Below are 26406 nucleotides of genomic sequence, written 5' to 3' on the forward strand. Positions count from 1 at the left end.
CTTTGCTGGTATTATCGGAAGACTCCCTGAATCTATGGTTCAACTTTTTTCCACAGATACGATGGACGCTCTGAATGTTCTGATTCTTTTGATTCTTTTTATTCTTCTCATTTCTCTTACCGTTTTGTTAACACAAGGTGTGAGAAAAGTTCCTCTTCAATACGGGAAACAGATGGTAGGAAGAAAGATGGTTCAGGCGAAAAGCCAGTCCATTCCTTTCAAAGTAAACGGCGCAAACGTTATGCCGATCATCTTTGCTTCTTCTTTGATTTTATTTCCACAGACGATCATTCAGTGGTTGTCATCGAGTAGCGAACAGTGGGCGGGTTGGGCGATCATCATGGACTTTTTCAATCCATTCTCCCAGATCTGGTATCACGCGTTATTCTACTTTATCATCTATACTTCTTTGATCGTATTCTTCGCATATTTTTATACTGCGATTCAGTTCAATCCGACCGAGTTGGCTGAAAACCTGAAGAAATACGGCGGGTTCATTCCAGGGATTCGTCCGGGTTCTCATACAAAAGAATATATCGAAAAAGTATTAAACAGAATCACTCTTCCGGGCGCGATGTTCCTGGCGGGTCTGGCTCTGGCTCCTTATATCATCATCAAATTCTTAGATCTGAGTTCCAACTCCGGCGGCGGTTCTCTGGTTTATACTTTCGGTGGAACCTCTCTTTTGATCATGGTAGGGGTTGCGCTGGAGACTTTGAAACAAATCGAGTCTCAACTTTTAATGAGAAATTATGAAGGCTTCATGAAGAAGTCGAAAATCAAGGGAAGGTCTTAAGCCTAAACTCATGAAGAATATTATTTTCATGGGGCCTCCCGGGGCAGGAAAAGGAACGCAGGCAAAGATTCTTTGTCAGAACCTTGGAATCCCACAGATTTCCACCGGTGATATTCTCCGCGAAGCGGTAAAGAATCAAACTCCGATGGGAGTCGAAGCAAAACGTTATATGGATGCGGGCGATTTAGTTCCTGATTCTGTCGTAATCGGAATCATCAAAGATCGCATCCGGGAAGCGGATTGCAAGAATGGATTTTTATTGGATGGTTTTCCGAGAACCGTGGAACAAGCGGACGCTCTGGATTCTCTTTTAAAAGGGGAAGGAAAATCGATCGATAAAGCGATCAATCTTCAAGTTCCGGATGCGGAACTTTTGAAGAGACTTTTGAGTCGCGCGGAAATCGAAGGACGTGCGGACGACAACGAAGCGACGATTAAGAATCGTCTGGATAATTATAACAAGAAGACTCTTCCTCTTCTGGACTACTACGCGGCACAAAAGAAACTTTCTCAAGTGAACGGAGTCGGGTCCCTGGAAGAGGTGACTTCTTTGATTCAAAAGGAGCTAGCTTAATCAGTGGCAAAGGAAGAAGCGATCACAGTCGATGGCACCGTACTTGAGCCCCTGCCCAACGCGATGTTCCGTGTAGAATTGGAAAATGGTCATAAGGTTTTGGCCCATATTTCCGGAAAGATGAGAATGCACTATATCCGGATTTTACCGGGTGATAAAGTTACGGTAGAACTCTCCCCTTACGATCTTTCTAAGGGTAGAATTACTTACCGCAAAAAGTAGGAATTGTTATGAAAGTAAGAACATCAGTTAAGAAAATCTGCTCTAGCTGCAAGGTTATCAGAAGAAAAGGTGTAATCCGCGTGATCTGCACCAATCCGAAACACAAACAAAGGCAAGCATAAGAAATATGGCGCGTATTGCAGGTATTGACCTTCCAAGAGAAAAAAGAATTGTTATTGGATTAACCTATATCTTCGGAATAGGAAATTCCTTATCGAGAGGAATTTTGAAAAAGGCCGGAGTAGACGAAAAGATTCGCGTAAAGGACCTTAACGAGGCTCAAGAAGCGGCGATTCGTAAGGCGATTGAAGAAAGTGCAAAAGTGGAAGGGGACCTGCGTTCCGAAATCCAACTGAACATCAAACGTTTGATGGACATTGGATGCTACAGAGGACTCAGACATAGAAGAGGTCTTCCGGTCAATGGTCAAAGAACCAGAACCAACGCCAGAACCAGAAAGGGCGGCAAGAAGACTGTAGCGAATAAGAAAAAGGTAACTAAGTAATCATGGCTGACGATAAGAAATCCAAGAAAGAAAAGAAAGTTAAAAAGAAGGAAAAGAAGGTCGTTCCTCGCGGGAAAGTTTATATAACCGCGTCCTTCAATAACACGATCGTAACCATAACGGATATGGCGGGGAATACGATCTCCTGGTCCACGTCCGGTGCGATGGGATTCCGTGGATCCAAAAAATCCACTCCGTATGCGGCTCAGATCGCGGCTGGAAATGCGGCTGAAAAAGCTATGGATGCGGCCGGCTTGCAAGAAGTAGACGTAATGGTTTCCGGACCCGGCATTGGCCGCGAGTCTGCGATTCGTTCTTTGGTTGCCAGAGGATTGAACATTAAGATGATTAAGGATGTGACTCCATTGCCTCACAATGGTTGCCGTCCGCGTAAGAGAAGAAGGGTCTAAGGTAGTTTAAGATGGCAAGATATAGAGGTCCTGTTGTAAAAATCATGAGAAGGGAGGGAGTCGATCTCTTCCTTAAGTCGAGCTATACTTTTAATAAAGATAAATTCCACCGCAAAGGGCCTCCTGGTATGCCTACTAAGCGGAAAGGAAAAGTGTCGGAATACGGCGCTCAGCTTCGCGAAAAACAAAAACTCAAAAGAGCATACGGTCTTTTGGAAAAACAATTCCGCAGATATTACGAAGAAGCTTCTCACGCTCACGGTGTGACCGGTGAAATTCTTCTTCAACTTTTGGAAAGAAGATTGGATAATGTTCTCTATCGTCTTGGTTTCGCGGTAACTCGTCGCCAAGCGAGAAACTTCATCGCTCACAGACATATCCTTGTGAACGGAGATAGAGTGGATATTCCTTCCTACAGACTCAACGTAGGCGATAAAGTGGAAATTCGCGACAAGTTCAAAACTTCTACCTTCATTGCAGATAACATTCGTTTATCGCAATCGTTGCAGGGAGTTCCATCTTGGTTATCGGCAGATTACACAAACTTTGGCGGGGACGTAACGGCATTGCCTGAACGCCACCATATCGATCTACCGGTTAAAGAACAGGTAATCGTAGAGCTTTACTCTAAATAAAATCTGATAGAAGGGTCTCAAATTGTCTCTCAAAAGCTTACTCAAAGGATTTAAACGTCCTAAGAAGATAGAATTCAACACGGAAGCGAACACCCCGAATTACGGGAAGTTCGTTGCAGAGCCATTTGAAAGGGGTTTTGCCACAACTATCGGTAACTCTCTCAGAAGGACCCTTATGTCCTCGATCGAGGGAGCGGCGATTTCCGCGATTCGTATCGAAGGTGTGAATCACGAGTTCTCCTTTATCGAAGGCGTTGCGGAAGACGTTACCAGAATCATTCTCAACCTGAAACAAGTTCGTATCAAATACGAGCCGGAAGAAAAAGACCAGAGTAAGATCATTCACCTGGAACTGAAAGGTGCGGGATATTTTAGAGCAGGGGATCTTGCAGTAGATTCATCTATCGAAATTATGAATCCGGATCTTCACATCGCCACTCTCAATGAAGATGCAAATCTCATCATGGATTTGGAAATTCAAAGAGGAAGAGGATATGTTCCTGCGGAAGAAAAGAAAAAAGACATCGAAGTTCTCGGAACGATTCCTGTAGACTCGATCTTCTCTCCGGTTCAAAAAGTAGTTTTCGAAGTTTCCGAGACCCGTGTTGCTCAGAGATCCGATTATGAAAAATTAACTCTGGAAGTCTGGACGGACGGATCCGTTTCTCCCGACGACGCTGTTGCTCAAGCGGCAAAAATCTTAAAAGAGCACCTTACAGTATTTATCAATTTCGAAGAAGAACTGGAAGAGGAAGACGACGAACTGGATGAAGCTGATGAAAAACTCAAAGCTTCCTTGTCTAAACATGTGGAAGAATTGGAACTCTCCGTTCGTTCTCTCAATGTTCTAAGAAGTCTGGAAATCGATTTTATCGGAGACCTCGTAAAGAGATCCGAAGAAGAAATGTCGAAATCCAAACACTACAGCGACCAGTGTCTACAGGAGTTGAAAACGAAACTTTCCACTCTCGGTCTCTCTTTCGGAATGAGGGATTTCTAAAATGAACAAAAGAAATAAAGTAAAACATTTAAACCGCAATAAAGGTCACAGAGACGCGCTGATCAATAACATGATCACAAGTCTTTTTAAGTATGAAAGAATCGAATCTACTCAAGCAAAATTGAAAGTGATTCGTTCTCATGCTGAGAAATTGATTACAAGAGCTAAGAAGAATCTCGCGGTCGATCTGAAACCGGAAATTCAACTTCACAACAAGCGCGAAGTTATGAAAAGAATCAAAGACCGTGAAGTCGTTGTAAAACTTTTCGAAGATATCGCGAAACGTTTTGAAACTACGAACGGTGGATACACTCGTGTTCTGAAACTTGTGAACAGAGCTTCTGACAATTCCGAAGTAGGGATTTTGGAACTCACTTCTAAGAAGGACAGAGCTTCTCTCTTGAAAGAAAGAGAAGAAAAACGCGAAACACAGGCGAAAGTCAGAGAAGACAAAAGAACCGCAAGAAAATCCGGTGCGACTCCTGCTCCTGTGAAAAAAGAAGCGGCTCCTAAGAAAGAAAAAGAAGTAAAGAAGAAGAAGTAATTTTAGCCGAATTGAAATAGAATTCTATACTTCTTGCCTTGCTTTTTAAAGAAAACCCGGTTCTGCCGGGTTTTTTTATTCCTTCTTTCTTTTGGAACTTTAATTGTCCATTTTTGATTTTGGCAAGAGCTGGGAGTTCCGTATAGACTTTCGCAAATTCAATATTGCGAATCTGTTTCAGAAATGGATTTCGTATGAAAAACTTTTTCAAAAGGCCTAATTCTTAATCAGTCCTATCCTCTTTAGAAAGAAGATCCTATGCTATAAAAAACGTTCAAAAGGTTGAAAATCGGTTGTTGATTTTATTAGATGAGTTTTTACTCATAAAAGAAAATCTCCGTGCATCGATTTTCTTGGGATAATGAATTTGTTTTTCAAAGGTAAAAAGACGAACGAGCGCCTTTTTGTGAGGATCTATAAACTTTCTCTCTTCATTCCTTGGGCTCTTCTTTTATTCGGTCAAGTGGCTTGTATGGACGCGAAAAAGATCAGCTTTGACGCAAGCAATCCCGCCGGTCTTTTCCTTCAGATCGCAGTTCCGAATGTAATTTCAAATTCTTCAGCGAATAGTCCGACGTCTACTTTTCAGGCGAATGCTGATATTCATTCCGTGAAACTTAGTTGGTCCTCAACTGCGACGGGTGCTTTGTATAAAATTTATTCTTCGACCACTTCTTCGGTAAACATATCATCTCCCGAGATAACCGGAACTTCCACCGGAATTACCGGTAGTAGCTTTACTCATTCCGGTTTGGGAGGGGGAGAAACACACTATTATCTCCTGGAAGTCATTCAAGCCGATGGAACGAAGTCTTATTCTTCGATGATGCAAGCGACGACGTATTATCTTCCGACGGATGTTTCCAGTTTGGCGCTTTGGTTGAATGCGGAAGCCGGAATTACGAAAGACACGGCAAACAAAATCACGACTTGGCAAGACCAAGCAAGCTCGAACGTTTTCACACGTTACTACGCGAATCAGGAACCCTATTGGCTTCCTAATTTTCGCAATCAAAGGCCGTTCGTTCAAATGAGCAACACGGAAGGTCGATTCTTTTCCAGTTCCGGTGTTCCGATTACCGGGAGTTCCTACACGATGCTCTTTGTGGTCGAGCAAAACGCGCTTTCAGTCGCGACGGAAGGAATCATTCATCTTTCCGGCGGAGGGATCTCTTTGTATTTAAAATTCTATAACGGTGCCTTGGAAGTGAATAGCGGCCCCGGTGATTTTAAAAGCAACGCCTATGCTACCAATGTGGCTCATGTTCTTACGATGCAGTTTTCCGGAACAGGAACTACTTTTTATTTGAACGGCAATTTACAGAAGAGCACGACCAACGTATACGCCGCGGCGGGTAATAATCTAACTTATTTAGGCGTTTATGGTGGAGGATCCGGCCTTGATGGAAGGGTCGCAGAAGGCTTGGTCTACAACCAAGGTTTGAGTTCGGCCGACCGCATTAAGACAGAATGTTATCTAGGCTTTAAATACGGTATCTCCGTTTCTCACGTTTGTAATTGAGATTTAGGGTTTTAGAATATTCTTAAATGCTTAATATTCTGTTTGTTGCAGTTATCGGTTGTATATGTAAACCGCCCCGGAATCCGGTTTTAATTCATTCCAAGTTTGCAGAGGACCGTTCGTATTTGTCGTTTGACTTCCGTCTTCTTGTGGCGCGCCGGCAATAAGGGTGTCATCTGAAATCGCAACGCTGTAACCGAACCAATCGTTGGATTGAACGTTTTTGGCTTTGATGTAGGACTGTTGAGCCCAAGTCGTTCCGCTTCTCTGGTAGACGTAGACGGCGCCCGAGCCCGGAAGGGAATTGTCCGTCGAAGCGGTTGTTCCGTTGAGAATTCGATTTTCGTTTCCATCCTCCCAATAGGTCCCAACCGCAATCGTATCTTCGTAAATCGAAAGACTGAATCCGAAATAGTTTACCGATCCCGGATTCGCGGCTCTGATTTCCGCTTCTCTCGTCCAAGCGCCCGCGTTGCGGACGAAGACGTGGACCGCACCTTCGTTCGATTGCGTGGCGCTAGCCGCGATCGTGTCTCCATAGATGGATACTGTGATTCCTAATTGTTGGCCCGGCGTAGGAGGAACGCTGGCCGCCTTTAGATACGCCTCTTGATCCCATGTGGTTCCCGTCCGAACATATACATACACGGCTCCCGAGTTAAAGGAAGAATTGTTCGTACTCGCTGTCGTTCCGTTTGTGATTGTGGTTTGATTGCTACTTTCAGAAGGTGCGCCTACTGCCAGAGTATTTCCGAAGAGGGAAAGGCTATAACCGAATATATCTCCTGCCTCTCCGTTAACCGCCTTGATGTAGGCTTCCTGATCCCAATTGGTCCCGATTCTTTTGTAAACATATACAGCTCCCGAGTTCATATTGGAATTGTCTGCACTTGCGGCGTTACCGTTTGTAATCGTATTCTGATTGCTGGCTTCCGCATAGGCCCCTACCGCGATCGTGTCCCCGTGGAGCGTGACGCAGTATCCGAACGAATCCCCGGCTTCCGCGTTAGACGCTTTTAAATACGCTTCCTGATTCCAAATCGTTCCGGTTCTCCTATAGACGTAGACCGCACCTGCGAAAGGAGCGGAATTGTCTGCGCTTGACGTGTTTCCATTCGTGATCGTGGTTTGATTGCTACTTTCTCCGATCGCTCCTATCGCTATCGTATTACCGTGGATCGCGACACTGAATCCGAATGAATCCCATGCTTCTGCGTTAGACGCCTTTATGTACGCCTCTTGAAACCAACTTTCACCGTTCCTTCTATAAACGTAGACCGCTCCCGAACCGTCAGCGGTGTTATCCGAACTCGCTCCACTTCCGTTGGTAATCGTCGTTTGAGAGCTACTCTCTAAATAAGCGCCGACAACAAGCGTATCTCCATCCAGCGCTACAGCATATCCTAGAGAATCCGAGCTATCAGAATTGGACGCCTTTAAATACGAACCCTCGTTCCAAAGGAAAAGTGTCGGCGACAACGTGAACTGGGTCGAAGTGGAGCCGCTCGCATTCTTAGCAGTGATTGTATATTCGGTGGAAGGAAGGCGAACATTCGGAATTCCGGAAATCACCCCCGTGTTCGCATCCAAAGTGATGCCGCTCGGTAATTCGGGAGTAATTAAGAATTCGGTCGGAGTTCCGCTTACGGAAGGACGAAAAGTCGGGATTCTCGTATGAGTTGTGTATTGATAAGAAGAAACTGGATAACGCAGGTCCGAAACCGGTCCTTCTTCAAAGGAAAAAAGATTGATGTAAGCGGGAGTTCCAAAACCGCCTTGTAGACAGCCTGGAAAAACGTAAAAACAGAGAAATAGTAGTAAAGAATACAATGATATTCTAAAACGATTTGAAGAGAAGAATCCGGTAGCGGGACGTTGAAAGATAATCTTGCTCCCGAACTCGGCTTGGCAATTCGATGACTTGAAAGTCTTATCTTTGAAACGCATACGATGCTCCTGCCCGATACATGGAATCGTCAGTGTTAGCGGTTGGTCCATTCGTGATCGTGGTTTGATTGCTCGCTTCCTGAGTGGCCCCGACCACGACCCTAGTTCCGTTTAGGGCGACACTGTAGCCGAATGAATCACCGCTTCCCACGTTTGGAGCCTTGAAATAGGCGTATTCCCCCCAAAGTCCGGAAGACTTTCGAAACATGTAGGCCGCTCCGGATTGGAAACACCTTTCGTCCCAAGTGGTCAAAGGTCCGAAGGAAATCGTGGATAGACCGCTCGATTCGTTGATCGCACCTACGACGATAAAGTCTCCTTCGATTGCGACGGACGTTCCGAATTGATCCCCTGCTTGTACATTTTTTGCTTTGAGATATGCGGTTTGCGCCCAGTTTGTACCCGTTCTTTCAAAGACATAGGCCGCGCCGGAACCACCTAACAAGTTGGAGGAACTCGCGCCAGCGCCGTTGATGACCGAATCCTGAGCTCCGTCTTCCAATGCGGCGCCCACGACTATCGAATCCGCAGAAATGGAAACCGATTTTCCGAACTGATCGTTCGAATCCAAATCGGAAGATTTTAAGAATGCTTCCTGATTCCATTGGCCGGCCGTTCTTCGAAAGACATATGCGGCTCCCGATTCCAATTTAGAATTATCGGGACTGGCGGTTGTTCCGTTAGACGTCACAGACTGGCTGTCTTCTTTGAAGGCTCCGACTACGACCGTTTCTCCCGATATCGAAACGTTTGAACCGAAGGAGTCGTTGTTATCAGGATTCGGCGTTTTGAGATACGCTTCTTGAGTCCAGGTTCCCGCAACTCTTCGAAAAATATAAGCCGCTCCGGAATCCGTCCTTGAGTTATCCGCGCTTGCCGTGTTTCCGTTCGTAACCATATTTTGGGAACTGTCTTCCCATTCCGCTCCAACCACGATTATGTCTCCGTCTATATCCACCGATGAACCGAAATGATCGCCTGCGCCGAAGTTCGATGACTTTAACAAGGCTTCTTGGGACCAGGTCGAACCGTTTCTTACAAAAACGTAAGCAGAGCCTGAGGCCCCGTTTGTGGGAGCTCCTATCACAATCGTATCTCCGGAGATCGAAACGCTCGAACCGAAGTTGTCATTTGTCGATGGATTCGAGGCTTTGAGAAACGCTTCTTGAATCCAAATCCCCGCAACCTTACGATAGACAAAGGCGGCCCCGGAGGCGAAAAGGCTGATGTCTGAACTAGCAGGAGCTGAACCGTTTGTGAGTCCGACTTGGTTGCTGTTTTCACGATATTCTCCGACGACGATCGTATCGCCCGATACTGCAACACTGTTTCCGTAAAAAGAATCTCCGATCACGAAAGAAGGTTTGAAATAGGCCTCGTTCAACCAGTCTCCGCTTCCTTGAACGGCCGGAGGATTTGCGACCGAAGGAGAATCGATACCTCCTTCGGAAGGAGTTCCCGTACTCAAACCGCTTCCGACTAACGCTAAAAAATTGAGATCCCCTTTGGGTTTGTATTCGCACTGAAAAATGAAAGAAAGGAGAAAACAAAATGAGAGAATTCGAATCCGGCTCTTTGCAGTTCGTTCTAGTGCGAGGATTGAGTTTTGGTTTTGCCGGTACTTCATAAAATCTCTCTTAGGTGGAGAATTTATACCGGATTCTTCCTCTCGTCGAATCACCTTATAAGTAGATATTTGTTAGTTATTAATCGGTCCTTTTTTACGATTTTGAGAACCTTTTGGGAAACATTCTGAAACTCATTTTACTTCTGTCTTCATTCTAAGTCCTCTTTTCTTTTTTTAAGGGGAAATACTTTGTTCGAAAAGAAAAGAAAAGAAGAGATAGGAAAATGCGACATATCGTTTAACAAAGATTTGTTGATGTCGAAGTTCGATCTTAGGGAGTTCCCGCAGGAATCCGAGATGATTCAGATTCGATTTTTCAACTTCCAAGAATTGGGAGTTCCCATTTCGCAAATTCGTTTGGGAACAGCGTCGCGAAGCGGATCCGCTCTTTGCTTTTCAATATTCTACCGCTATTCTTCCTTTTGGTCAGGAGATAAATCCTATAGAGCGGGGCAGAAGCGAAGTAAAGAATCGTCGCTTAAGGTAGCACTGAAGACGATCGTATTTCCCGAAAATGCGATACCATTTCCAAAGAGAAAGCCGCCTAACCAACAAAACACAGAGGTAGAGGTCGTTATCCGGTCGGGGGTAAAAGATCGGAGTTGTTTCCTATGGGCAATCAGAGAGAAAAGAATGCAGAAGAAGAAAACAAAAAAAGAACACAAATGAGGAAGCAATCGAATTCAGAAACCTGAATATTTGCTTCTTGGAATCATTTCTAAAAGTGCAAAACGAATTCTCCATCCTCTTCACCAAAGGGAATTTACCTGAATAAATCCTAAGTCGTCCTCTACGGCAATGGAAAAAAGATCATTCCGTTCGGATGTTTTGTGTTCGGTGAATCAAGAGATCCAAAGACGGTCATCGTTGCCTGTGGGAACGGTCGCGATGCGGTTCTATATCCGAATCAAAATTCCTTTTCTACATTTTTCAAGAACGGAGTTGAGAAAATCTCTGTGAATTAGGTAGGTGCTCGACCCGACTTGTTCCAAAGTATCGACTACGTTTCTGTCGATTTCGATACGGGAACCTCCCGTTGGAAACCGAATCGAATCGGCATAATTTGTTTCGGATTCGTTTTCTTTAGGTTGAAGAATGTAAATCGCCTTCTGATTTTCCCAGTAAAGATAAAAATAAGAATCGAATATTTCGGAAACGTGAAATATCTGACTGTGTTCTTTTTTGTTTTTTACGATTTCTCGGAGAGATTTTGTGAGCATAGGAATATTAGGATATTTGAATGATCTTTGTCTGTGATCTAAAAAGCGCGAATCTTTCTCAAAAAGAGGTTCTTTGATTTCCGTGCTTAAGGGAAAAAGAAGAATCAAAATCAAAGAGAAATTGGAAACGATTCTTAACAAACGATTTGATTCTCAGAATAGTCGAAACGGTGAAACCTAAGCCCCTGAATCATTGGGAGCTTAGGTCGAATTCTTAAACTCTCGCGAGCCTTCCTTCCAACATTTCGATGATCTCGCTCATGTTCTTTTTGTTGATCACGATTTCGTAGGCCGCCGCGAGGACCGGAGTTTCCGGCGTGATTTTCATCAGATTCGGCATTACTTTGAGTCCGTAAAAACCGTTGGACATTCTTTCCGAAGGAGATCCGTATGCGATATCATATCCGGTTTTTCTGTCCTTAGCATCGGTTCCGAAACAAGAAAGCATAAAGTCAGTCAGTCCGGAGAGTCCTTGGAATGTTTCCGGTTGTCCACCCATCTTCGTTCCGATTTCGGTCATCTCGGAAAAGAAACGGTTGGAAAGATGAAACAGAGAGTTGTCCACGTTTCCTCCGAGGGTCTGCGTAAAGTATCCTTCTACGATTCCCATCGCGAGCGCATAGATTGTTTTCAGCGCCCCGCCTAACTGAACTCCTTTGATGTCCGTTGGAATTTTCGCAGGCCTTGGAAAGATATAACCCGTTGTAAAAAGTTTTTGAACTCTTGGAATCAAAGACGCGTTCGAAGCCGCGATTTCGAACCCCGAAATCTTTCTTTCCATGATCTGATCTGGATAACAAGCTCCTGCGATCACGCCCAATCGATCGTCTTCTAATCCGAAAGCGGTCTGGACTTCGTCCAAGATCAAACCCGTACTCGTAAATCCTTTGATCACATTGAAAAAAGGAGCCTTGTTTTTGTTGAGGAAAGGTTGGATCTCGGGATAGACATTGATCAATTCCCAAGGATTGGTCCCTTGAATAAAAAGTGTCGCGGTTTTCAGAACTTCCGGATCGGAAGTGAAGATTAAATTCGGTGGAAGTTTGTAGAGAGGATAGTATTTTAATTCTCTTCTTTCCGTGTTGCATTGTTCCGTATAAGCCTGATCCGGGTGATAGAGATAAACGAGAACGTCCTTGTTCGCGAGCAAGGTCGCCACTGCGATTGACATACTGCTCGCTCCGATGACGACGATTTTTTCTTCCGGTTCTTTCGGAATTTTGATAAGAATATTTTTACCCGAAACGTCCCCTTTGTAAAGGTTTCTATAAGTCCCGTGTTGGTGTTTATTTAAGTTCGAACCTACGAGAAGAGCGAGATTGTCGATGAGGAATTGTTTTTTGTCTCCGTGTTCCGGGAACTGAAGTTGTTCCACATCTTTCGGAAACGTTTCCATGTGTTTTCTGGAAAGTTCTCCGACTAACACCGGTTTACCGATGACGAGTTTTCCGTTTACCTGATTGAACAATAAACTCGTGGTGGGAAGAATCTTGTCCGTCTTTTCCAGGGAGATCGGAATGATGACCTTGTTTGCGACGTAGTGATAGACGGTTTCCACAAACGGCATCAGTCTTCCGTCTCTGGAACGGGTTCCTTCCGGAAAGATGGCTACGATCTTTCCATCGGACTGAAGTTTTTGAGAATGTCGAAACGCTCTCATGTTGATCTTTGTCATCACGTCCGAAAGACTCGGATTGTCCGCCATGTCTCTTTTCGAACAAACTAAAAGAGTCCCGAACATATAAAGCCCGAGACGTGTGAAGTCAGGTTCATACGCGAGTCTTCCCGCGATAAAAACCAATTGTTCCGCGATCGCTTTTCCTTCCGGGGAACAGTTATAGAGCTGATGAAAGATGGCGGGAGCGTCTAAGTGCGAGAGGTGATTCGAGATCAGAGTGATCGGATATTTTCCGAGAAGAGGTTGGACCAACTTGAGATTGTCCACACCTTCCACGGTAAATTGTTTCATGATCGGAGAAAGAAACTCCATCATGAATTCTCGGGATCTCTGTTCCGGAGAAGTATAAACTCCGACCGTTTCGAGAAGATTCGGTTCTTTGAATACGTCCATTACCGGAGGCATGGGAGTTACCGAGGATAAGTATAAAAACTTCTGGAGAATCTTCTTGGCTTCTTCTTCCGTCATTCCGGAACGTTTGAACAAGTGAATGTTTTCGAAAAATTCTTTCTGCCATTTCCCAACGCTGGATTCTTTCTCAGCCATCAATCTTACTCCTGGTCTTTCGATATAAATTCGTTTTCATCCGGTGTTCCTAAAGGAAGCCCGGGTTGTTCGCATTCCGATATGATCTTTGAAAGAGAATCGGGGTCTAAAGTCGTTTTCGGTTAATTCCGAACGGAAAGAAATTTCCGAGTCGGAATCGGATTCTTGCTAATCCCGGAATAGAAACCGAGAAATGCCTTTTAGAAGGACTTGCCCAAATCGTCGATAGAAATCGTAAGATGGAGAGAATCCGCTGAATCGGATGATAATCATCCGTTTGGAATGGGAATTGTCATTCTATTTTTTTAAAAAGGTTTGAAATCTGACGTCTCGGTTTTGAACTGTATTCTGGAACTGAAGTCTTCCAAAAAATGAATCAAAAACTCCCAGAACCCAGCCAGAAAAAATGGATCCCGGACGGGTTTCACTTCCTTGGTCCAGAAGACAGCAAAGACAGGCGCATCTTACTCGAGACCGTTTCGGGAGTTCTGAAAAAAAAAGGTTATTCCGAAGTATTCTTACCCGCCTTTGATTACAGCTCGACCTTTCTTCAGACGGTCTCAGCTCCCGATTCTTCTTCTCTCTTTCGAATCCGAGATCTTTCCGGAAACGAAATCTCGCCGAGCATCGATTTAACGGTGCAAGCCGTAAAGGGGATGGCCGGTTTCTCGCACCAGAAAGAAAACCAGAACATCTTCTACGTGGGAAGAATTTTTAGGGAAACCGCCAAAGGGAGCGTATCGCGAAAAGAAGTTTTGCAGATCGGCGCGGAATCGATCGGCGCCTCGGGCAAAGAAAACACACTTCGGATATTGGAAGAATTGGATGAGATCGTTGCCCTTCTTCCTCTCGAGAATGAACTGACCCTCGTACTCGGAAACGTGAACCTCTTTCATTCCATCGTTCAGGAATACTCCCTTACTCAGAGCGAAATCGAAATTCTTTCCGCTTTGTTATATCAGAAAAACGTAAACGAGATCGAAAGAATTTTCGGAAGCAAGAAAAATCATTCCACTCTCATCCGTTTGTTAAACGCACTCGTTCTCAACTTCAGTCTGGATTCTTTGAAGAATTCTTTCAATCTGGATTCTCTTTCCGATAATCTTAAAAAAAGTCTCGGGGTCGTTCTGGAAGAAACCTCCTGGCTTTTAAAAGCTTGGGATTCCAAAAAGAGGAAGATCGATCTTTGTATCGACTTTTCCCTTTTAAGAGATTTGAATTATTATACAGGCTTTGTCTTTCAAGGTTATTTGCAAGGTTCTCCCGATCCGGTTCTCACAGGCGGAGCTTATGATCATCTCTACGAAATGTTTTCCGGCGTTCAGAAGAACGCAAGCGGTTACGCACTCGTGGTGAATACGTTAGAGGCATCCTTAAAATCCCCTCTTTCCGATCTTAGATCATGAAACGAAATTTTACCAACCAGCAATTTGAGGAAAAACTATGCCCGCATCGTTAGTAGTAGGAACCCAATGGGGTGATGAAGGAAAAGCGAAAGTGATCGACTTTCTCTCCAAGGACACGGACATCATCGTTCGTTATCAGGGCGGTGCGAACGCCGGCCATACCGTGGTCGTTCACGGGAAGAAGTATGTGTTTCATTTGGTTCCTTCCGGAGTGATCTACGACCAGACGATCTGCGTGATCGGAAACGGAGTCGTTTTGGATCCTCTTTTCTTTATCGAAGAATGTGATCGCCTTCAGAAGGAAGGTTTTCCCGTTTACGACAAACTTTTGTTAAGCGACGCCTGTCATCTTTTGTTTCCGTATCATTCTCAGATCGATTCTGCGAGAGAAACGACGCTCAGTCAGGAACACAAGATCGGGACGACAAAAAAAGGGATCGGGGTCTGTTACGCCGATAAGATGATGAGAACGGGTTTGAGAGTAGGGGATCTTTTGGACGATTCTTACCAATCGCGACTCAAACATCTCGTGGAAGAAAAAAATCGCGAGTTGGACAAACTCTACGGAATGGCTCCCGTTTCCTACAACGAAATCAACGAAGGTCTGAAATTCTTTCTTTCCAAAGTAAAGAAGAATATTATAAATACCGCATATTATCTCGACAACGAGCTCAAAAAAGGAAAAAGAATCCTTCTGGAAGGCGCACAAGGAACCGGTCTGGACGTGGATTTCGGGACGTATCCTTATGTTACGAGTTCCAATCCGACTACGGGAGGCGCTCTGATCGGAACCGGAATTTCGTTTCAACATCTCAAACACGTGATCGGAATCACAAAAGCTTATACTACGAGAGTGGGAGAAGGACCGTTCCCTACGGAGTTACTCGGAGAACCCGGAGAAGCGCTTCGTCAGAAAGGCGGAGAATTCGGCGCTACGACGGGACGTCCGAGACGTTGTGGTTGGTTTGATGCGGAGATGTTGAAACATTCCGTTCGGATCAACGGGATCACTTCGATCGCTTTGACAAAGATCGATATTCTTTCCGATTATGATTCGATTCCGGTTGCGGTCGGTTATAAACTCAACGGAAAAACTCTGGATTGTTTTCCTTCTCAGTGTTTGGAAAAAGTAGAAGTTGTCTACGAAGAGTTTCCCGGTTGGAAGACGGATATTTCCGGGATCAGCGAGTTTCAAAAACTTCCCGAAAAATGTAAGGATTATATTTCCACTTTGGAAAAACTCATCGGAGTAAAAATCAATCTCGTGTCAACGGGGCCGGATCGTAAGGACACGATTCACGGAGATTCTTTTTAGAGAATCGGAGGTTTTTTTCAGCGTTTTTGATTGACCCATGACACTCGAAAAATATCGTGTATTTCGTAACGCTTCGAGTCGTTAGCTCAGCTGGTAGAGCAATTCCCTTTTAAGGAATGGGTCCGGGGTTCGAATCCCCGACGACTCAAGAGAACGTTCTGATAAGCCGCCATCGTCTAGTGGTTAGGACACAAGATTTTCATTCTTGGAACAGGGGTTCAATTCCCCTTGGCGGTACCACTCTTCGGCTTTGAAATTCCCCTTCTTTCTATCAATCTTCAAGCAAGTATATTCTGATTTTTGAATACGAATTGATTCTTCTTGACATATTCTTCCTTCGAAAGACGAAAAAACAGTGATTCAAAATTTTGAAAATCATTTCGGGGATAAAAAATGAAAGTCAATCGAGTTCTTTCTTTGCTCATTCTTACCTTCGCTTTCTCTTGCTCCACATTCTATGACGCGACGGGCAAGGGGACGATTAAAAGTACAGAAGCCGCGTTTCAGCTACAGAATGCGGTTTACGCGTTCCAGTTCGATTCTTACCTTGCCTTTGCTTACGATCGCGGCCGGTTTACCTGCGCCCAAAGTGGAAGATGTAAAATCCTCTTCCTTGTATGATAAGTCGGAAGTCAAGAGATGCGCTTCTTCTATTTCCTCTTCGATACTCTTGACAGAGAGTATCGATTCCGGACTCATCGCGGCCAGCGCTTGTAAACTAAAGAAGCTTCGGTAAACCGATTTTTTCCGTAGAGATTTAGATTTTTTCCTTCTTATAGATGCTACAAATCTGTTGAATCGGGCAACTCTCACAGAGTTCAGGAACGTATTTTGATTTGCATTGTCGTAATATTCCCAAACGACTCAGTGCAAAATCGCCTCGGGTCGGATCTTCCGGAAAAATTCTTTGAAAGAAGGCAGTGATTTCCTCCGCCTTTTTCCAATCGGGTGTTTTGCGGGCGCTAATATCGAGAACACTTGCAATTCTTTGAATGTGAATATCAAGAGGGTATAAAAGTTCTTCTTGAGAAATGGTTTTGTAAATTCCCAAATCGGGAAAGTTCTTTCGAACCATCCACCGTAGATACATCGAATATCTTTTGAGAGAGGAGGTGTTCAGTCCTTGCCCGACGAGAAATTTATATCCGTAGGAATTCACTTTTTTGGAATCTATCTTTTGTGAAATCGCTCGGAAGCGGATTTGGAAGGAGAGAATTCTTTGACGAAGGCTTCCTCCTTGAAGAAGGAGCTTTTGTTCTTTGGAGTTGAGATCGAATTCTCCTTCTTTGGATAAGGAGAAGAGAGACTCGAGACTTCGTGTCGGTTCGTTTCGGAGATGTTCCTGGAGCGTTTGCAAGAATAGGAAAATGTCGGCTGGCTTTTGAAAACGGTAGGATTTGATTTCCTTTCGGAGAAAGGAAAGATCTTCTCTTAATAGAAAGTCGTGCGGGGAGTTCCCGCAAATAGAGAAGATTTGTTTCAGATGATTCTTAATCGCTCTGACATTTCCGTAGGAAAAGAGCGCGGAGATAAACCCGGTAATTTCCTGATCTTTCGGATTGGAATAGGAAAGCGGAAATTCGATCGGATCGCTCGAAAGATATTCGTTCGTTTCAAATTTTTCGAATGTTCTTTCGAGTGTCTTTCGTATCTTCTGATCGGAAATACTACTCAAGCTTCTCTTTTCTTCTTTGTCGCGAGATACGTCCTGGATTGAAGTTCCCTTGCGATCACCTTCTCCATAAAAGAGGACGCTTCCCAAAGTAGACCTGGATCGATTCCTGTAGGAACTCCCGACTTTTCCAAAAAGTAAACTAGATCATCGGTTGCTAGATTCCCGGCCGCGCCCTTCGCATATGGGCAACCACCCAGTCCTCCGGCGGAAGAATCGAAGGAACGAATTCCCATGGAGAAAGCTTTCTCAACGTTTGCGATTGCCATTCCGTACGTATCGTGGAAGTGTCCCGCTAATTTACTGACCGGAATTTCTTTGAGAAGAAGTTCCAACAATCTTTCGACTTCTGTGGGAACTCCTGTGCCAATGGTTTCTCCGAGAGAAATTTCGTATACCCCTTGATCCAAAAGAATTTTGGATACTTCCAAAACTTTTTTCGGGTTGATCTTACCCTCGTAAGGACAATCGATCACGGTAGAGACGTAACCGCGAACCTGGATTCCGTCCTGTTGAGCAAGTTTAAAGATTTCCTTAAAGCCTTCGATGGATTCTTCGATCGTTCGATTGATATTCTTTTTCGTAAATGATTCCGACGCGGCGGTGAATACGGCCACTTCTTTATATCCCGCGTTTTTAGCGGACTCATATCCTTTTGTATTGGGCGTGAGTGCGGAGAATTGAACCGGTCCGTTCCAATCTAAGAGTGCGGAAAGTTCCGCCGCGTCTGCCAACTGAGGAATGGATTCTTTCCTTACAAAAGAAGTCGCTTCTATGTTTGTCAGACCGGCTCGTATGAGGAGCTGAATAAATTCGAATTTATCCTTCGTTGCTACCGGAACTTTTTCGTTTTGTAGTCCGTCTCTTGGTCCGACTTCTGTGATCTTGACTTTCATACTCTTCTAAACTTCTTTTTTTAGATCGGATTGGGCAAGTACTAATAGGATCGTTTTTTCAGTCCAAAAGGCGATTCCATCGAACTTACCACGGATGCGGTTTTCCATTGAGGATCGCTTTCCTTTAGATTCTATTTTTTTGGAAACGGGGACCTCATTCCAAGAGCAATTTCGTATCTTACCGATTCTTCCGTGTACTTTTGACTGGGTTAGGTGACTTGTAAGTCGTTCTTTTCAATTCTTACCATCACTAGCGTAAAAAAAGTGAAAGAGATGGATGAATTCTTTCCCATTTCCGTTCTTTTGAACGGCTTATAATCAGCGTTGTTCTGACTTATAGTTAGGGATGCGCTTTGATCGTTTGTACGTTAGATTCCTTTTCAGTTATCGATCGGATCGCACATAGAGAGATGTTGTTGGAGGTTCTATGGAAAGTTATACTGTAGCAAGACAACATTTGAAAAAGAATTCTTATGCTAATTTTTTTTGTTTCCTTATCTATTTTTTTACAATCGGTTGTTTGAACAAGGGGCAAAAGGCTCCTTTGCTGTTTCAATTCTCCGGTGTCGATTTTCCAAAATCGAATACGGTTCCAGTTCCGGAAACGGGGAAGATTACCCTAAATTCGGAATCCAGATTCTACGTTAGTTCCAATGTAGGAGCGATCAACTTTAAAGACGTGAGTTGGTCGCCTAGTTTGGATTCTTACTATAGACTTCGATTGAACGCCACGAACTGCCAGGACGGTACCGTGATCTCGGAAGGAGCCGTTACCAAGTCGACTTCCGTTTCGATTCGAATCCAGGCAAATGACGCTTCAAATCCTCTTACAGTAGGAGCGAACCGAATCATTCTTTGTCTAGATTCTTCTGAAACCGGATCGAATTGGGACAAAGTGGAATTGGATGTCATTCGAGACGATACTCCTCCTACTTCGATCACATTTACACCCGACACCGGAGTTTACGGTTCTCTGATTCCGGATATTTCTTTGACATGTTCCGATTTAGGGGGTTCCGGTTGTAATAAAATTGCGTATCGAGTTGGTGGTTCCGATCCGGGAATCGCTCCGGACGGAACTCCGGATGCGAATTCTATTTCTTTTTCGAATGCGTTTTCGGTTCCGGATAACGCGATCACGACTGTAAAAGCGATAGCGGTCGACGGTGCGGGAAATGTTGGAACCGTGAGCGCTCCCTCTGTCTTCACAGTTTTTACCGGAAATCCGACGATTACAATCACCTCCCAGAGCGCACAATTTCTAAAAGCTTCGACTGCGAGTTCGATTAAATGGAAGTCGGATATCGCGGGTACGTTTACTTTTCGAAGGAATAGCACTTCTTGTTCGGATGGAACTCAGCTTTCCAGCGGAACCGTGTCTGCGAACGTTTTGAAGACAAGCGGTGTTCTTTCTACCGCTCTTCCAGCTGACGGGAGTTATACGATTCGGATCTGCGTTACTTCTTCTTTGACCGGGAACGTGGGTTATACAACTTTTCCCTTATCAAAGGATTCGGTAATTCCAACGATTTCGATTTCTCCAGCGGGAAATAACTTAAATCTTCCCGTAAATCAGAGATACTTTACGTTTACTTTCAACGAGGATATGGATACAAGCGCTTCGTTGTTTCCGAGTATGCTAGTTTATACGGACGCGTCTTTTGGAGGATCCATGTCTTATAGTCTAAAAGGAACAACAGGGCAGTGGTTGGACGCGAGGACCTATCGATTGGATATCCAGAGTAAGTTGCCTGAATTGTTCTTATTTCAGTTAAGGGTTTCGAGTTTTAAGGACTTCGCGGGAAACACTCCGGCTACTTCTTCGTTTTTATTCGCAACCGGCGTGGACTCGACTCCTCAGAAAGTTGCCGATACAGGGCAAACGGATTGTTCTGATTCGAACGGGGATCCTACGGGATGCGCCGGCTCCGGGCAAGACGGTGAGATCGTAAGCGCGAGTTCAGGGTTGACATTACCCTTTGCAATGAATGCTTCCTATCCGAATGATATCGTTTCTGTTGATACAAACACCGGAAGGGTTTGGAAAACCTGTATCGAAGGGTTCTCTTGGAACGGAACAAGCTGTATTCAGATTTGTCCTCAGGATACGAAGTGGGACGGAACCTCTTGTTTAAGTTCTACAGGATATCCTTATCAGAGTCAAATTTCCGCTTACGAATGCAACGCCCTGAATTCTGAGAACTCAGGAAACGGCTACGCCGGAAAAAAGACCTGGAGAGTTCCTTATTTATCAGAATATTATAGTATTCTAAATTACGGTGGAAACGCAGGAAACGATGCGATTCCGGAGGCGAATTTTCCGGGACTTCCTCGGGATAACTATCAAAGGTATTGGACAGGAACGTATACTCTGAGCATAAACCCAACGACGGTGACGGGAACAATCGATTCTCTATCGAGCGGGCCTATCGATCCGATGAATTCGGCGAGCTATTATTCCCAAGGAGCCTGGGCGATCTCCGTTTTCGGAGGTGTCACTCAACCGGGCCCGGATAAGACAAGATACAACTCACAAAATGTCGTGTATCCGTACTACTATACGAACCTTTGCCTCGCGGATTAAGGAGATTCTTATGAAAGAAATTGTGACGCTACTTCTGATACTCCAAATACATATCGGTTCTTCAATATTCGCAATCGGGGGTCCGTACATCGATAACGGAGATGGAACCATTAAAGACACGTTAAACGGATTTTATTGGCAGAAATGTTCTTTTGGTCAGGCTTCCCTGGATTGTTCTGGCTCCGCCACCATCATGGATTGGAACTCGGCGATTTTTTCCTGCCAGAACCTGAATCTCGCGGGAAGAATTTGGAGAGTGCCTAACGTGAAAGAGCTCGCGAGTCTTATCGATTACCGTAGGACGACCCATCCTATCATCGACGTTTCGATGTTTCAAAATACGATCGGCGGATACTATTGGAGTTCCACGAGCGGAATCTCTGCTGGTTCCAGTCCGGATTCCACGGCGGTGAATGATTTTAACTCGGATCCTTCCTCTTACGTGGCGACGCCGGCTTCCATCCGGAGGGCTTATTCCATTCCGAGAAACACAAGATATCGTTCCATGGCTTACATCGCCGATTACAGAATGGGAGGTACGATCGAATTCCCAAAGGCGAATAACGCATATCTTCGTTGTGTATCCGGGCCTTGATCGGGCGGAGGATATTGATTGATACAAGGAAATGAATTTCGGATTGGTTAACAAAGTCAAGTATCCTAACGAAAGTTTGATTCTCCTCTTTTTAGAAAAAGAATGTTGAAATTCCCAGGGATACTTGGTTTTGAACCGAATAAAGCCAATATTGTTGATTGAAGGGCATAAAGCCTGCGGTCAAGGATTCCGGTCCGAATCCGGCTTTCACGTGAGATTTTCCTTCAAATTCTTTAAAAGATTCGGTCCAGTTAAGGTTTAGGAATATGTTTTCCGTCAACTTATAGTTAAGTTTTACGGTGTGAATCCAGCCTTTTCCGTTTCCACTTTCGATAAAAGTAAGTGCGCGCTCTTTGTGGAAATCTCTGGACTTGATCTGAGACGAAACGAAACTAAAGGAAGCTTCGATTGACCACCTCTGAAAATTTGTCTGCGTGCCTATCCCATATTTGAGTTCGTTGATTGAATTCGAGAAACTGATATTTTCGCCTTCTAAGTAGGACAAATAAATTCTTCCGGTATAAGGACTTACCTGAGATCCGGAAGAGTTATTTACGATGAACTTTAGATATTCGTAAGAATAGCCTCCGATTACAAAAAGACCAAAACCTTTTATTTTCGGATTGGGTGAGCCTTCCGTAGGAAAATACCGCACGTCAAACCCAACGATCGAATCGTTTGCCTTTAACTCTGAATCAAAATCGGACCAATTGCTCGTTGTTGGAAATTTTGAAAGGTGATCGTTTTTCCAAGTGGGCTGGTATCCGTAAAACGGACCGTACCTTACGAATCCATTGTTATATGTAGAAGGGGAGAATAGGTAAAAATCCTCATCTCTGAAATTACCTGAGCTTCGATAACCCATCGTCGAGTTTCCCTGAAGTTGGAATTCCCAATTCTTTTTAATGTAACTAATAGAAAGGCCTAGAAGGGGATAGTTTTGGGCGTAAGTAAGACGCGAGCCGCCTCCGTATCCAATCTTATTGGAAGAATTGGGCGGATAAAAACCTCCCGTTTCGAAAACGTATTTTCCTTGGTTGTACTTTACATTTGGCGCAATTACCCAACCTGAATCAGTGGAAAAGAGAACGTGAAATGGGAAAATCAATAATATGAATACTTGAAATATTCTTTTCATTCAAGCTCACAATATACGTTTGTTAGCTTGGGAACATACAACGTATAAGTAAGAGCGAACGCCAGAAAGGATAAGATTGTATATTTTGTTTCTATGTAGGAGACTGCTTTTCCTTTGCACGCATCTTTTATATTTAGATCTTCCGATTGTGCCAATCCCCAAAGAAGAAAATGTCTATAAGCGCTGTAAGTCGGAACTCTTCCCGGTTTTTCCTCTTCCTGCTTTAAGTAGAATCGTTCTGTTTGGCAACTAATAGAAAGAAAGAATACGAAGGTCAATAAGAGGGACGTTAGTTTCATTGCGTTGATTTTCCTGAAAGACGATTGGTCAATGAAGGAGAAAATATTTTCTGTTTTCGATTCGTCAAGAATGTATTTTAGAACATACGATTCTTTTGCGTGCGAAGAGTATGATATTCATAAAATCTAAATTTCTAATTGTATTTTAATTTGAAAAATTGAATTTAGTTCCGATGCCTAATTCTATTGTAAGTAAAATCCAATTTCGGGTTTCAATTATAAAGATACTCCTAACGTATCTTCTTTTACTTCCTGGATGTTTGCTTCACATGACGGACGATAAAGTATCGAAATTACCTCCGGGATTACTGGCTCTTCTTTTTAGCGGCTCGGATCCGTATTTAAGATCCGGCGAAATATTTGATCCTGCTACAGGCAAGTTCGCAACGGTAGAAAATTCACTCAATGTCCCTAGATATCATCATACATCGAACCTTCTGAATGACGGAAGAGTTGTGATTATCGGCGGATATTATCCTTATGCTAGTTCGAGCACATCCGTGATCGATAAAATTGAAATTTATGATCCGCATTCCAATTCGTTTCAAAACTCGGCGCAAAATTTGATTGTAGCGCGAAATTCACATGCGGCTACTTTGTTGCAGAATGGAAGAATTCTAATTACGGGAGGGCAATGTTTGGTCGATTCTCCGGCGACAAACACTGCGGAGGAGTATGATCCACAGACTCAGACTTCGGTTTTTGTCGGAAATCTGAACGTCGCCCGTTGTCAGCATCAATCCGCTTTATTAAACGACGGTAAAGTGTTGATAGCAGGAGGAGTGGACCCGATCTCCGGGAATAATATTCTTCCCGTTGAATTATATGACCCCATCTCCAAATCCTTTTCTTTGAAAGGAAATTTACTTCAAGCAAGAACCCTTTTTTCGATCCTGGTTCCCGCTGTTGGAAACGCAATGATCATCGGCGGAGTGAATTACACTTCTGCAACTGATACCTATGTTACTCTTTCGGAAACCGAGACGTTCGATGAAACAACCGGACTTTTGTCTGTCGGTCCGAGCCTTGTTTCTCCACTCCGTGCTTTCGGAGCGACTACGTTGCAGGATGGGCGAGTTTTGATTTCCGGCGGATCGAACGAGGGAGCCGTAATGAAGGAGGCAGAAATTCTTGATTTCGGTTTTACCGTTTTTACAAAGGTCAACTTACCTTTATTGGAAAATCGCCAATATCACACTTCGAATCTTCTCGTAGACGGGAAGGTTTTGATCGCGGGCGGACGTTTTGTTACGACCGTCTACTCGAATTCTGAAATTTTTGATCCGAATACAAATTCGTTTCATAAAACTGGAAGCTTAATTCAAAAAAGGTATTCTGCAACTTCCCATTCTCTACCAAACGGGAAGGTGATTCTTATTGGGGGACGTTCTTCTTACTGAGTTTCAAAAATCTACGAGCTGAATTGAAGGATTGCCTTGATTCATAAATCCGCTCGATACCTTTAAAAACCTCTTTTAATCGGAGTTTATTTTTATCGATTTCATTCTCCGTCTCCTTTTTGTAAACATTCCTATACGTTTGTGGAAATGAATCAAGGAAAGGTTCGAACAAACCCAACGATATTGATTTACGTAGTTCTTTCGTTTCTTTGCGAAACTCTTCTTCGATTGAGAATTATCCTTTCGTCTTTTGAAAAAAGCCGAAAAATTTCCGATAAGGAGAAGATCGATTTTTAAAAACGGATTCAGCTCCGAGGTTAAAAACCGTCGCGACGATTGAATTTTGAAGGATCGAATTTGATTTCGGAATTTGCACTATTAGAATTCTTGTCTTCGTTCAGCGCCGAACATATTTTGGAAAAATGCCGGATGCAAACAAAGCCTTAGAAGTTCGAAGACTGACTCTTCAAGTGGAAGAGCGAACGATCTTGGACAGCGTTTCCTTTGAAGTTTCTCCGGGTTCGATTCTAGGAATTTTAGGACGTTCCGGTTCTGGAAAAACGTCTCTCTTTCGTTCCATTTTAGGAGTTCCTACGTTTCGAAATTTAGAACAAAGCGGTTCTATTTTCTTTTTTGGAAAAAAGCGAAAGGAAATACCGATTCATCATCTCCAGCCGGTGTTTCAAGATCCGGTAAGCAGTTTTAATCCCGCTTGGACTTTGGAAAAAGCTCTCAGAGAACCGCTTCGGATTCTCGGCGGTGAAATTCAGAAGAGAGGAGAAGAATCTTTTGAAGATTTCCTCCATTCCTTTCAACTTTCCGGTAAGGATCTCGATCGAAATGTTTTATCTTTTTCTGGAGGAGAACTTCAGAGGGCCTCCATACTCCGCGCTCTCCTTACGGAACCTAAAATTCTCTTTTTAGATGAGGCACTGGGCGCGCTTGATCCGATTCTCCTGAATGAGATACTACTTTTCCTGAAAAAACTATCGAGAGAGAGAAAACTAACAATCCTCCTCATAACACATAACTTGAGAACCGCGAGAAAATTCTGTGATCAAATAGGAATCTTAGAAAAAGGGAAACTTTTGGATTTTGGGAGGACGGAGGATGTTTTTACGAATTATAAGAATTCTTTTACGGGGGAACTCATTCGTGCGACCGATCTGAGCTCCCTCCGCGTTTGATCAGATATCGATCTGATAGAGATTCTTTCTATCTTTTTTGTCTTTATACAAAGCGATCATGATATCGATCCGGTAAATCGAAGATCGGAGACTGGACTCTAAGAGTCTCAAAGCCTTGATCTGATTTTCCAGAGAGATATCTCCCACTTTCGTATTCTCTATTTTGTCGAATCTTTCGAGTTTGACCTGAGATGCCAATACGTCCGGAGGAGAAAAAATCAGTCTCTTGTTTTCAAAAGCAAATTCATATTGAATTCTTTTTTTCTCAGAGGCGAGTTCCACTTCCTTGATTTTGCCGCCTTCAAATTTGAAACGAACGTACTTGAGCAAGTTGCTCTCATACCCTTCGTCAAATGTGAAAGGGATGTCTTCCGTGACGATTGTTTGCACCTTTTCGAGTTCCGGTCTCAGAATTACGAGAAGAGAATGTTTCTTCTCTAAATCCGTGAGTCTCTCATTGATCGTGGTTTCCAGATCTCTGACGATTTTCTGAAGGGATTTTGTGTAGGAACTCCCATGTTCAGAAAATACATCGGAACGACTCAGGTCGTCCTGCCCTTTCTCTTTGGACTGCGCGAACGCAGAAACGTTAAGGAGGAAAAGCAGGATTGTGAGCCAGGTGATTTTTTTCATAGATTCCTCCAAGGTTCAAGATAACGGAAGAAAATCGAAAAAAGCAAACCCTTTT

The 26406-nt window shown here is 43.8% G+C and carries 25 protein-coding genes, 2 tRNA genes and 1 pseudogene (1 of these 28 only partly in view); 19 read left to right on the top strand and 9 right to left on the bottom strand.

The annotated features are described in order from the left end of the window. The 10 genes from secY to DLM75_RS06690 form a co-directional block, all read left to right on the top strand. Positions 1–796 carry the 3' portion of a preprotein translocase subunit SecY gene (gene secY, locus DLM75_RS06640; protein ID WP_118967641.1) on the top strand. It extends 587 nt beyond the left edge of the window, so the window shows 796 of its 1383 coding nt (coding positions 588–1383); its start codon lies beyond the left edge, outside the window; the stop codon is at positions 794–796. 10 nt (positions 797–806) lie between these two features. After that, positions 807–1370 (top strand): adenylate kinase, encoded by a 564-nt coding sequence (locus tag DLM75_RS06645; RefSeq protein ID WP_118967642.1) that lies wholly within the window; start codon positions 807–809, stop codon positions 1368–1370. Positions 1371–1373: 3 nt separating this feature from the next. Beyond that, positions 1374–1592 carry a translation initiation factor IF-1 gene (gene infA, locus DLM75_RS06650; protein ID WP_001040194.1) on the top strand — a complete coding sequence of 73 codons (219 nt, stop codon included), beginning with the start codon at positions 1374–1376 and terminating at the stop codon, positions 1590–1592. A gap of 8 nt (positions 1593–1600) precedes the next feature. After that, entirely contained in the window at positions 1601–1714 is a 114-nt protein-coding gene (gene rpmJ, locus DLM75_RS06655) for a 50S ribosomal protein L36 (protein WP_000868428.1), read from the top strand. 5 nt (positions 1715–1719) lie between these two features. Beyond that, positions 1720–2097, top strand: a complete 378-nt coding sequence (rpsM, locus tag DLM75_RS06660; RefSeq protein WP_118967643.1) for a 30S ribosomal protein S13 — start codon at positions 1720–1722, stop codon at positions 2095–2097. 2 nt (positions 2098–2099) lie between these two features. Further along, complete coding sequence (rpsK, locus tag DLM75_RS06665) at positions 2100–2507, top strand: 30S ribosomal protein S11 (protein ID WP_118967644.1); 408 nt, start codon at positions 2100–2102, stop codon at positions 2505–2507. Between the two features lie 11 nt (positions 2508–2518). Continuing rightward, positions 2519–3142, top strand: coding sequence for a 30S ribosomal protein S4 (gene rpsD / locus DLM75_RS06670; RefSeq protein WP_069608365.1), 624 nt, complete (start codon positions 2519–2521; stop codon positions 3140–3142). A gap of 22 nt (positions 3143–3164) precedes the next feature. After that, on the top strand, positions 3165–4142 hold the full coding sequence (locus tag DLM75_RS06675; protein WP_069608364.1) for a DNA-directed RNA polymerase subunit alpha: 978 nt from the start codon (positions 3165–3167) through the stop codon (positions 4140–4142). A gap of 1 nt (position 4143) precedes the next feature. After that, entirely contained in the window at positions 4144–4686 is a 543-nt protein-coding gene (gene rplQ, locus DLM75_RS06680; protein WP_118967645.1) for a 50S ribosomal protein L17, read from the top strand. A gap of 361 nt (positions 4687–5047) precedes the next feature. Further along, the gene (locus DLM75_RS06690) at positions 5048–6208 is read left to right on the top strand and encodes a LamG-like jellyroll fold domain-containing protein (protein ID WP_118967647.1); all 1161 of its coding nucleotides are present in this window, start codon (positions 5048–5050) and stop codon (positions 6206–6208) included. Positions 6209–6259: 51 nt separating this feature from the next. Here the strand turns inward: DLM75_RS06690 and DLM75_RS06695 are convergent, their stop codons facing one another. From DLM75_RS06695 to DLM75_RS06715, 4 genes are all read right to left on the bottom strand, one after another. Then, entirely contained in the window at positions 6260–8155 is a 1896-nt protein-coding gene (locus tag DLM75_RS06695) for a putative Ig domain-containing protein (RefSeq protein WP_158586452.1), read from the bottom strand. Beyond that, positions 8139–9782 (bottom strand): FG-GAP repeat protein, encoded by a 1644-nt coding sequence (locus tag DLM75_RS06700; RefSeq protein ID WP_118967649.1) that lies wholly within the window; start codon positions 9780–9782, stop codon positions 8139–8141. The genes DLM75_RS06695 and DLM75_RS06700 overlap by 17 nt, the downstream gene beginning before the upstream one ends. Before the next feature lie 896 nt (positions 9783–10678). Then, positions 10679–11143 carry a hypothetical protein gene (locus DLM75_RS06710; RefSeq protein ID WP_118967651.1) on the bottom strand — a complete coding sequence of 155 codons (465 nt, stop codon included), beginning with the start codon at positions 11141–11143 and terminating at the stop codon, positions 10679–10681. Positions 11144–11216: 73 nt separating this feature from the next. Then, on the bottom strand, positions 11217–13226 hold the full coding sequence (locus DLM75_RS06715; protein ID WP_118967652.1) for a 1-acyl-sn-glycerol-3-phosphate acyltransferase: 2010 nt from the start codon (positions 13224–13226) through the stop codon (positions 11217–11219). Between the two features lie 371 nt (positions 13227–13597). Between DLM75_RS06715 and DLM75_RS06720 the strand changes: the two genes are divergently transcribed. The 5 genes from DLM75_RS06720 (at position 13598) to DLM75_RS24100 (ending at position 16568) form a co-directional block, all read left to right on the top strand. Further along, a complete protein-coding gene (locus tag DLM75_RS06720) occupies positions 13598–14632 on the top strand; it encodes an ATP phosphoribosyltransferase regulatory subunit (RefSeq protein ID WP_118967653.1) in 1035 nt (344 codons plus the stop codon). Positions 14633–14669: 37 nt separating this feature from the next. Next, complete coding sequence (locus DLM75_RS06725) at positions 14670–15947, top strand: adenylosuccinate synthase (RefSeq protein ID WP_118967654.1); 1278 nt, start codon at positions 14670–14672, stop codon at positions 15945–15947. 75 nt (positions 15948–16022) lie between these two features. After that, a tRNA-Lys gene (locus tag DLM75_RS06730) sits at positions 16023–16095 on the top strand. A 17-nt stretch (positions 16096–16112) separates the two neighbouring features. Further along, positions 16113–16187, top strand: a tRNA-Glu gene (locus tag DLM75_RS06735). Between the two features lie 153 nt (positions 16188–16340). Beyond that, positions 16341–16568 (top strand): hypothetical protein, encoded by a 228-nt coding sequence (locus DLM75_RS24100; RefSeq protein ID WP_147456612.1) that lies wholly within the window; start codon positions 16341–16343, stop codon positions 16566–16568. A gap of 136 nt (positions 16569–16704) precedes the next feature. Here DLM75_RS24100 and DLM75_RS06745 read toward each other — a convergent pair whose 3' ends face one another. Then, positions 16705–17613: a TIGR02757 family protein gene (locus DLM75_RS06745; RefSeq protein WP_429945430.1), complete on the bottom strand. Its 909-nt coding sequence runs from the start codon at positions 17611–17613 to the stop codon at positions 16705–16707. Positions 17614–17618: 5 nt separating this feature from the next. Continuing rightward, positions 17619–18515 carry a hydroxymethylglutaryl-CoA lyase gene (locus DLM75_RS06750; protein ID WP_118967657.1) on the bottom strand — a complete coding sequence of 299 codons (897 nt, stop codon included), beginning with the start codon at positions 18513–18515 and terminating at the stop codon, positions 17619–17621. A 427-nt stretch (positions 18516–18942) separates the two neighbouring features. On the opposite strand from DLM75_RS06750, the gene DLM75_RS06755 reads away from it, so the two are divergent. Both DLM75_RS06755 and DLM75_RS06760 read left to right on the top strand, forming a co-directional pair. Then, positions 18943–21099, top strand: a complete 2157-nt coding sequence (locus DLM75_RS06755) for an Lcl domain-containing protein (RefSeq protein ID WP_118967658.1) — start codon at positions 18943–18945, stop codon at positions 21097–21099. A 10-nt stretch (positions 21100–21109) separates the two neighbouring features. Then, positions 21110–21694 carry an Lcl C-terminal domain-containing protein gene (locus tag DLM75_RS06760; protein ID WP_158586453.1) on the top strand — a complete coding sequence of 195 codons (585 nt, stop codon included), beginning with the start codon at positions 21110–21112 and terminating at the stop codon, positions 21692–21694. Between the two features lie 91 nt (positions 21695–21785). Here the strand turns inward: DLM75_RS06760 and DLM75_RS06765 are convergent, their stop codons facing one another. Together DLM75_RS06765 and DLM75_RS06770 are read right to left on the bottom strand one after the other, a co-directional pair. Further along, entirely contained in the window at positions 21786–22832 is a 1047-nt protein-coding gene (locus tag DLM75_RS06765; protein WP_118967660.1) for a putative porin, read from the bottom strand. Then, positions 22829–23131: a Bor family protein gene (locus tag DLM75_RS06770; RefSeq protein ID WP_118967661.1), complete on the bottom strand. Its 303-nt coding sequence runs from the start codon at positions 23129–23131 to the stop codon at positions 22829–22831. Before DLM75_RS06770 ends, DLM75_RS06765 begins: the two co-directional genes overlap by 4 nt. Before the next feature lie 173 nt (positions 23132–23304). Between DLM75_RS06770 and DLM75_RS06775 the strand changes: the two genes are divergently transcribed. Both DLM75_RS06775 and DLM75_RS06785 read left to right on the top strand, forming a co-directional pair. Further along, a complete protein-coding gene (locus DLM75_RS06775) occupies positions 23305–24531 on the top strand; it encodes a Kelch repeat-containing protein (protein ID WP_118967662.1) in 1227 nt (408 codons plus the stop codon). Positions 24532–24953: 422 nt separating this feature from the next. Further along, positions 24954–25718, top strand: coding sequence for an ABC transporter ATP-binding protein (locus tag DLM75_RS06785; protein ID WP_118967664.1), 765 nt, complete (start codon positions 24954–24956; stop codon positions 25716–25718). Here DLM75_RS06785 and DLM75_RS06790 read toward each other — a convergent pair. Continuing rightward, positions 25719–26373: pseudogene (locus DLM75_RS06790) on the bottom strand (hypothetical protein). Between the last annotated feature and the right edge of the window lie 33 nt (positions 26374–26406).

It is taken from the genome of Leptospira stimsonii, from assembly GCF_003545885.1.
GTDB classification, from domain to species: Bacteria; Spirochaetota; Leptospiria; order Leptospirales; family Leptospiraceae; genus Leptospira; species Leptospira stimsonii.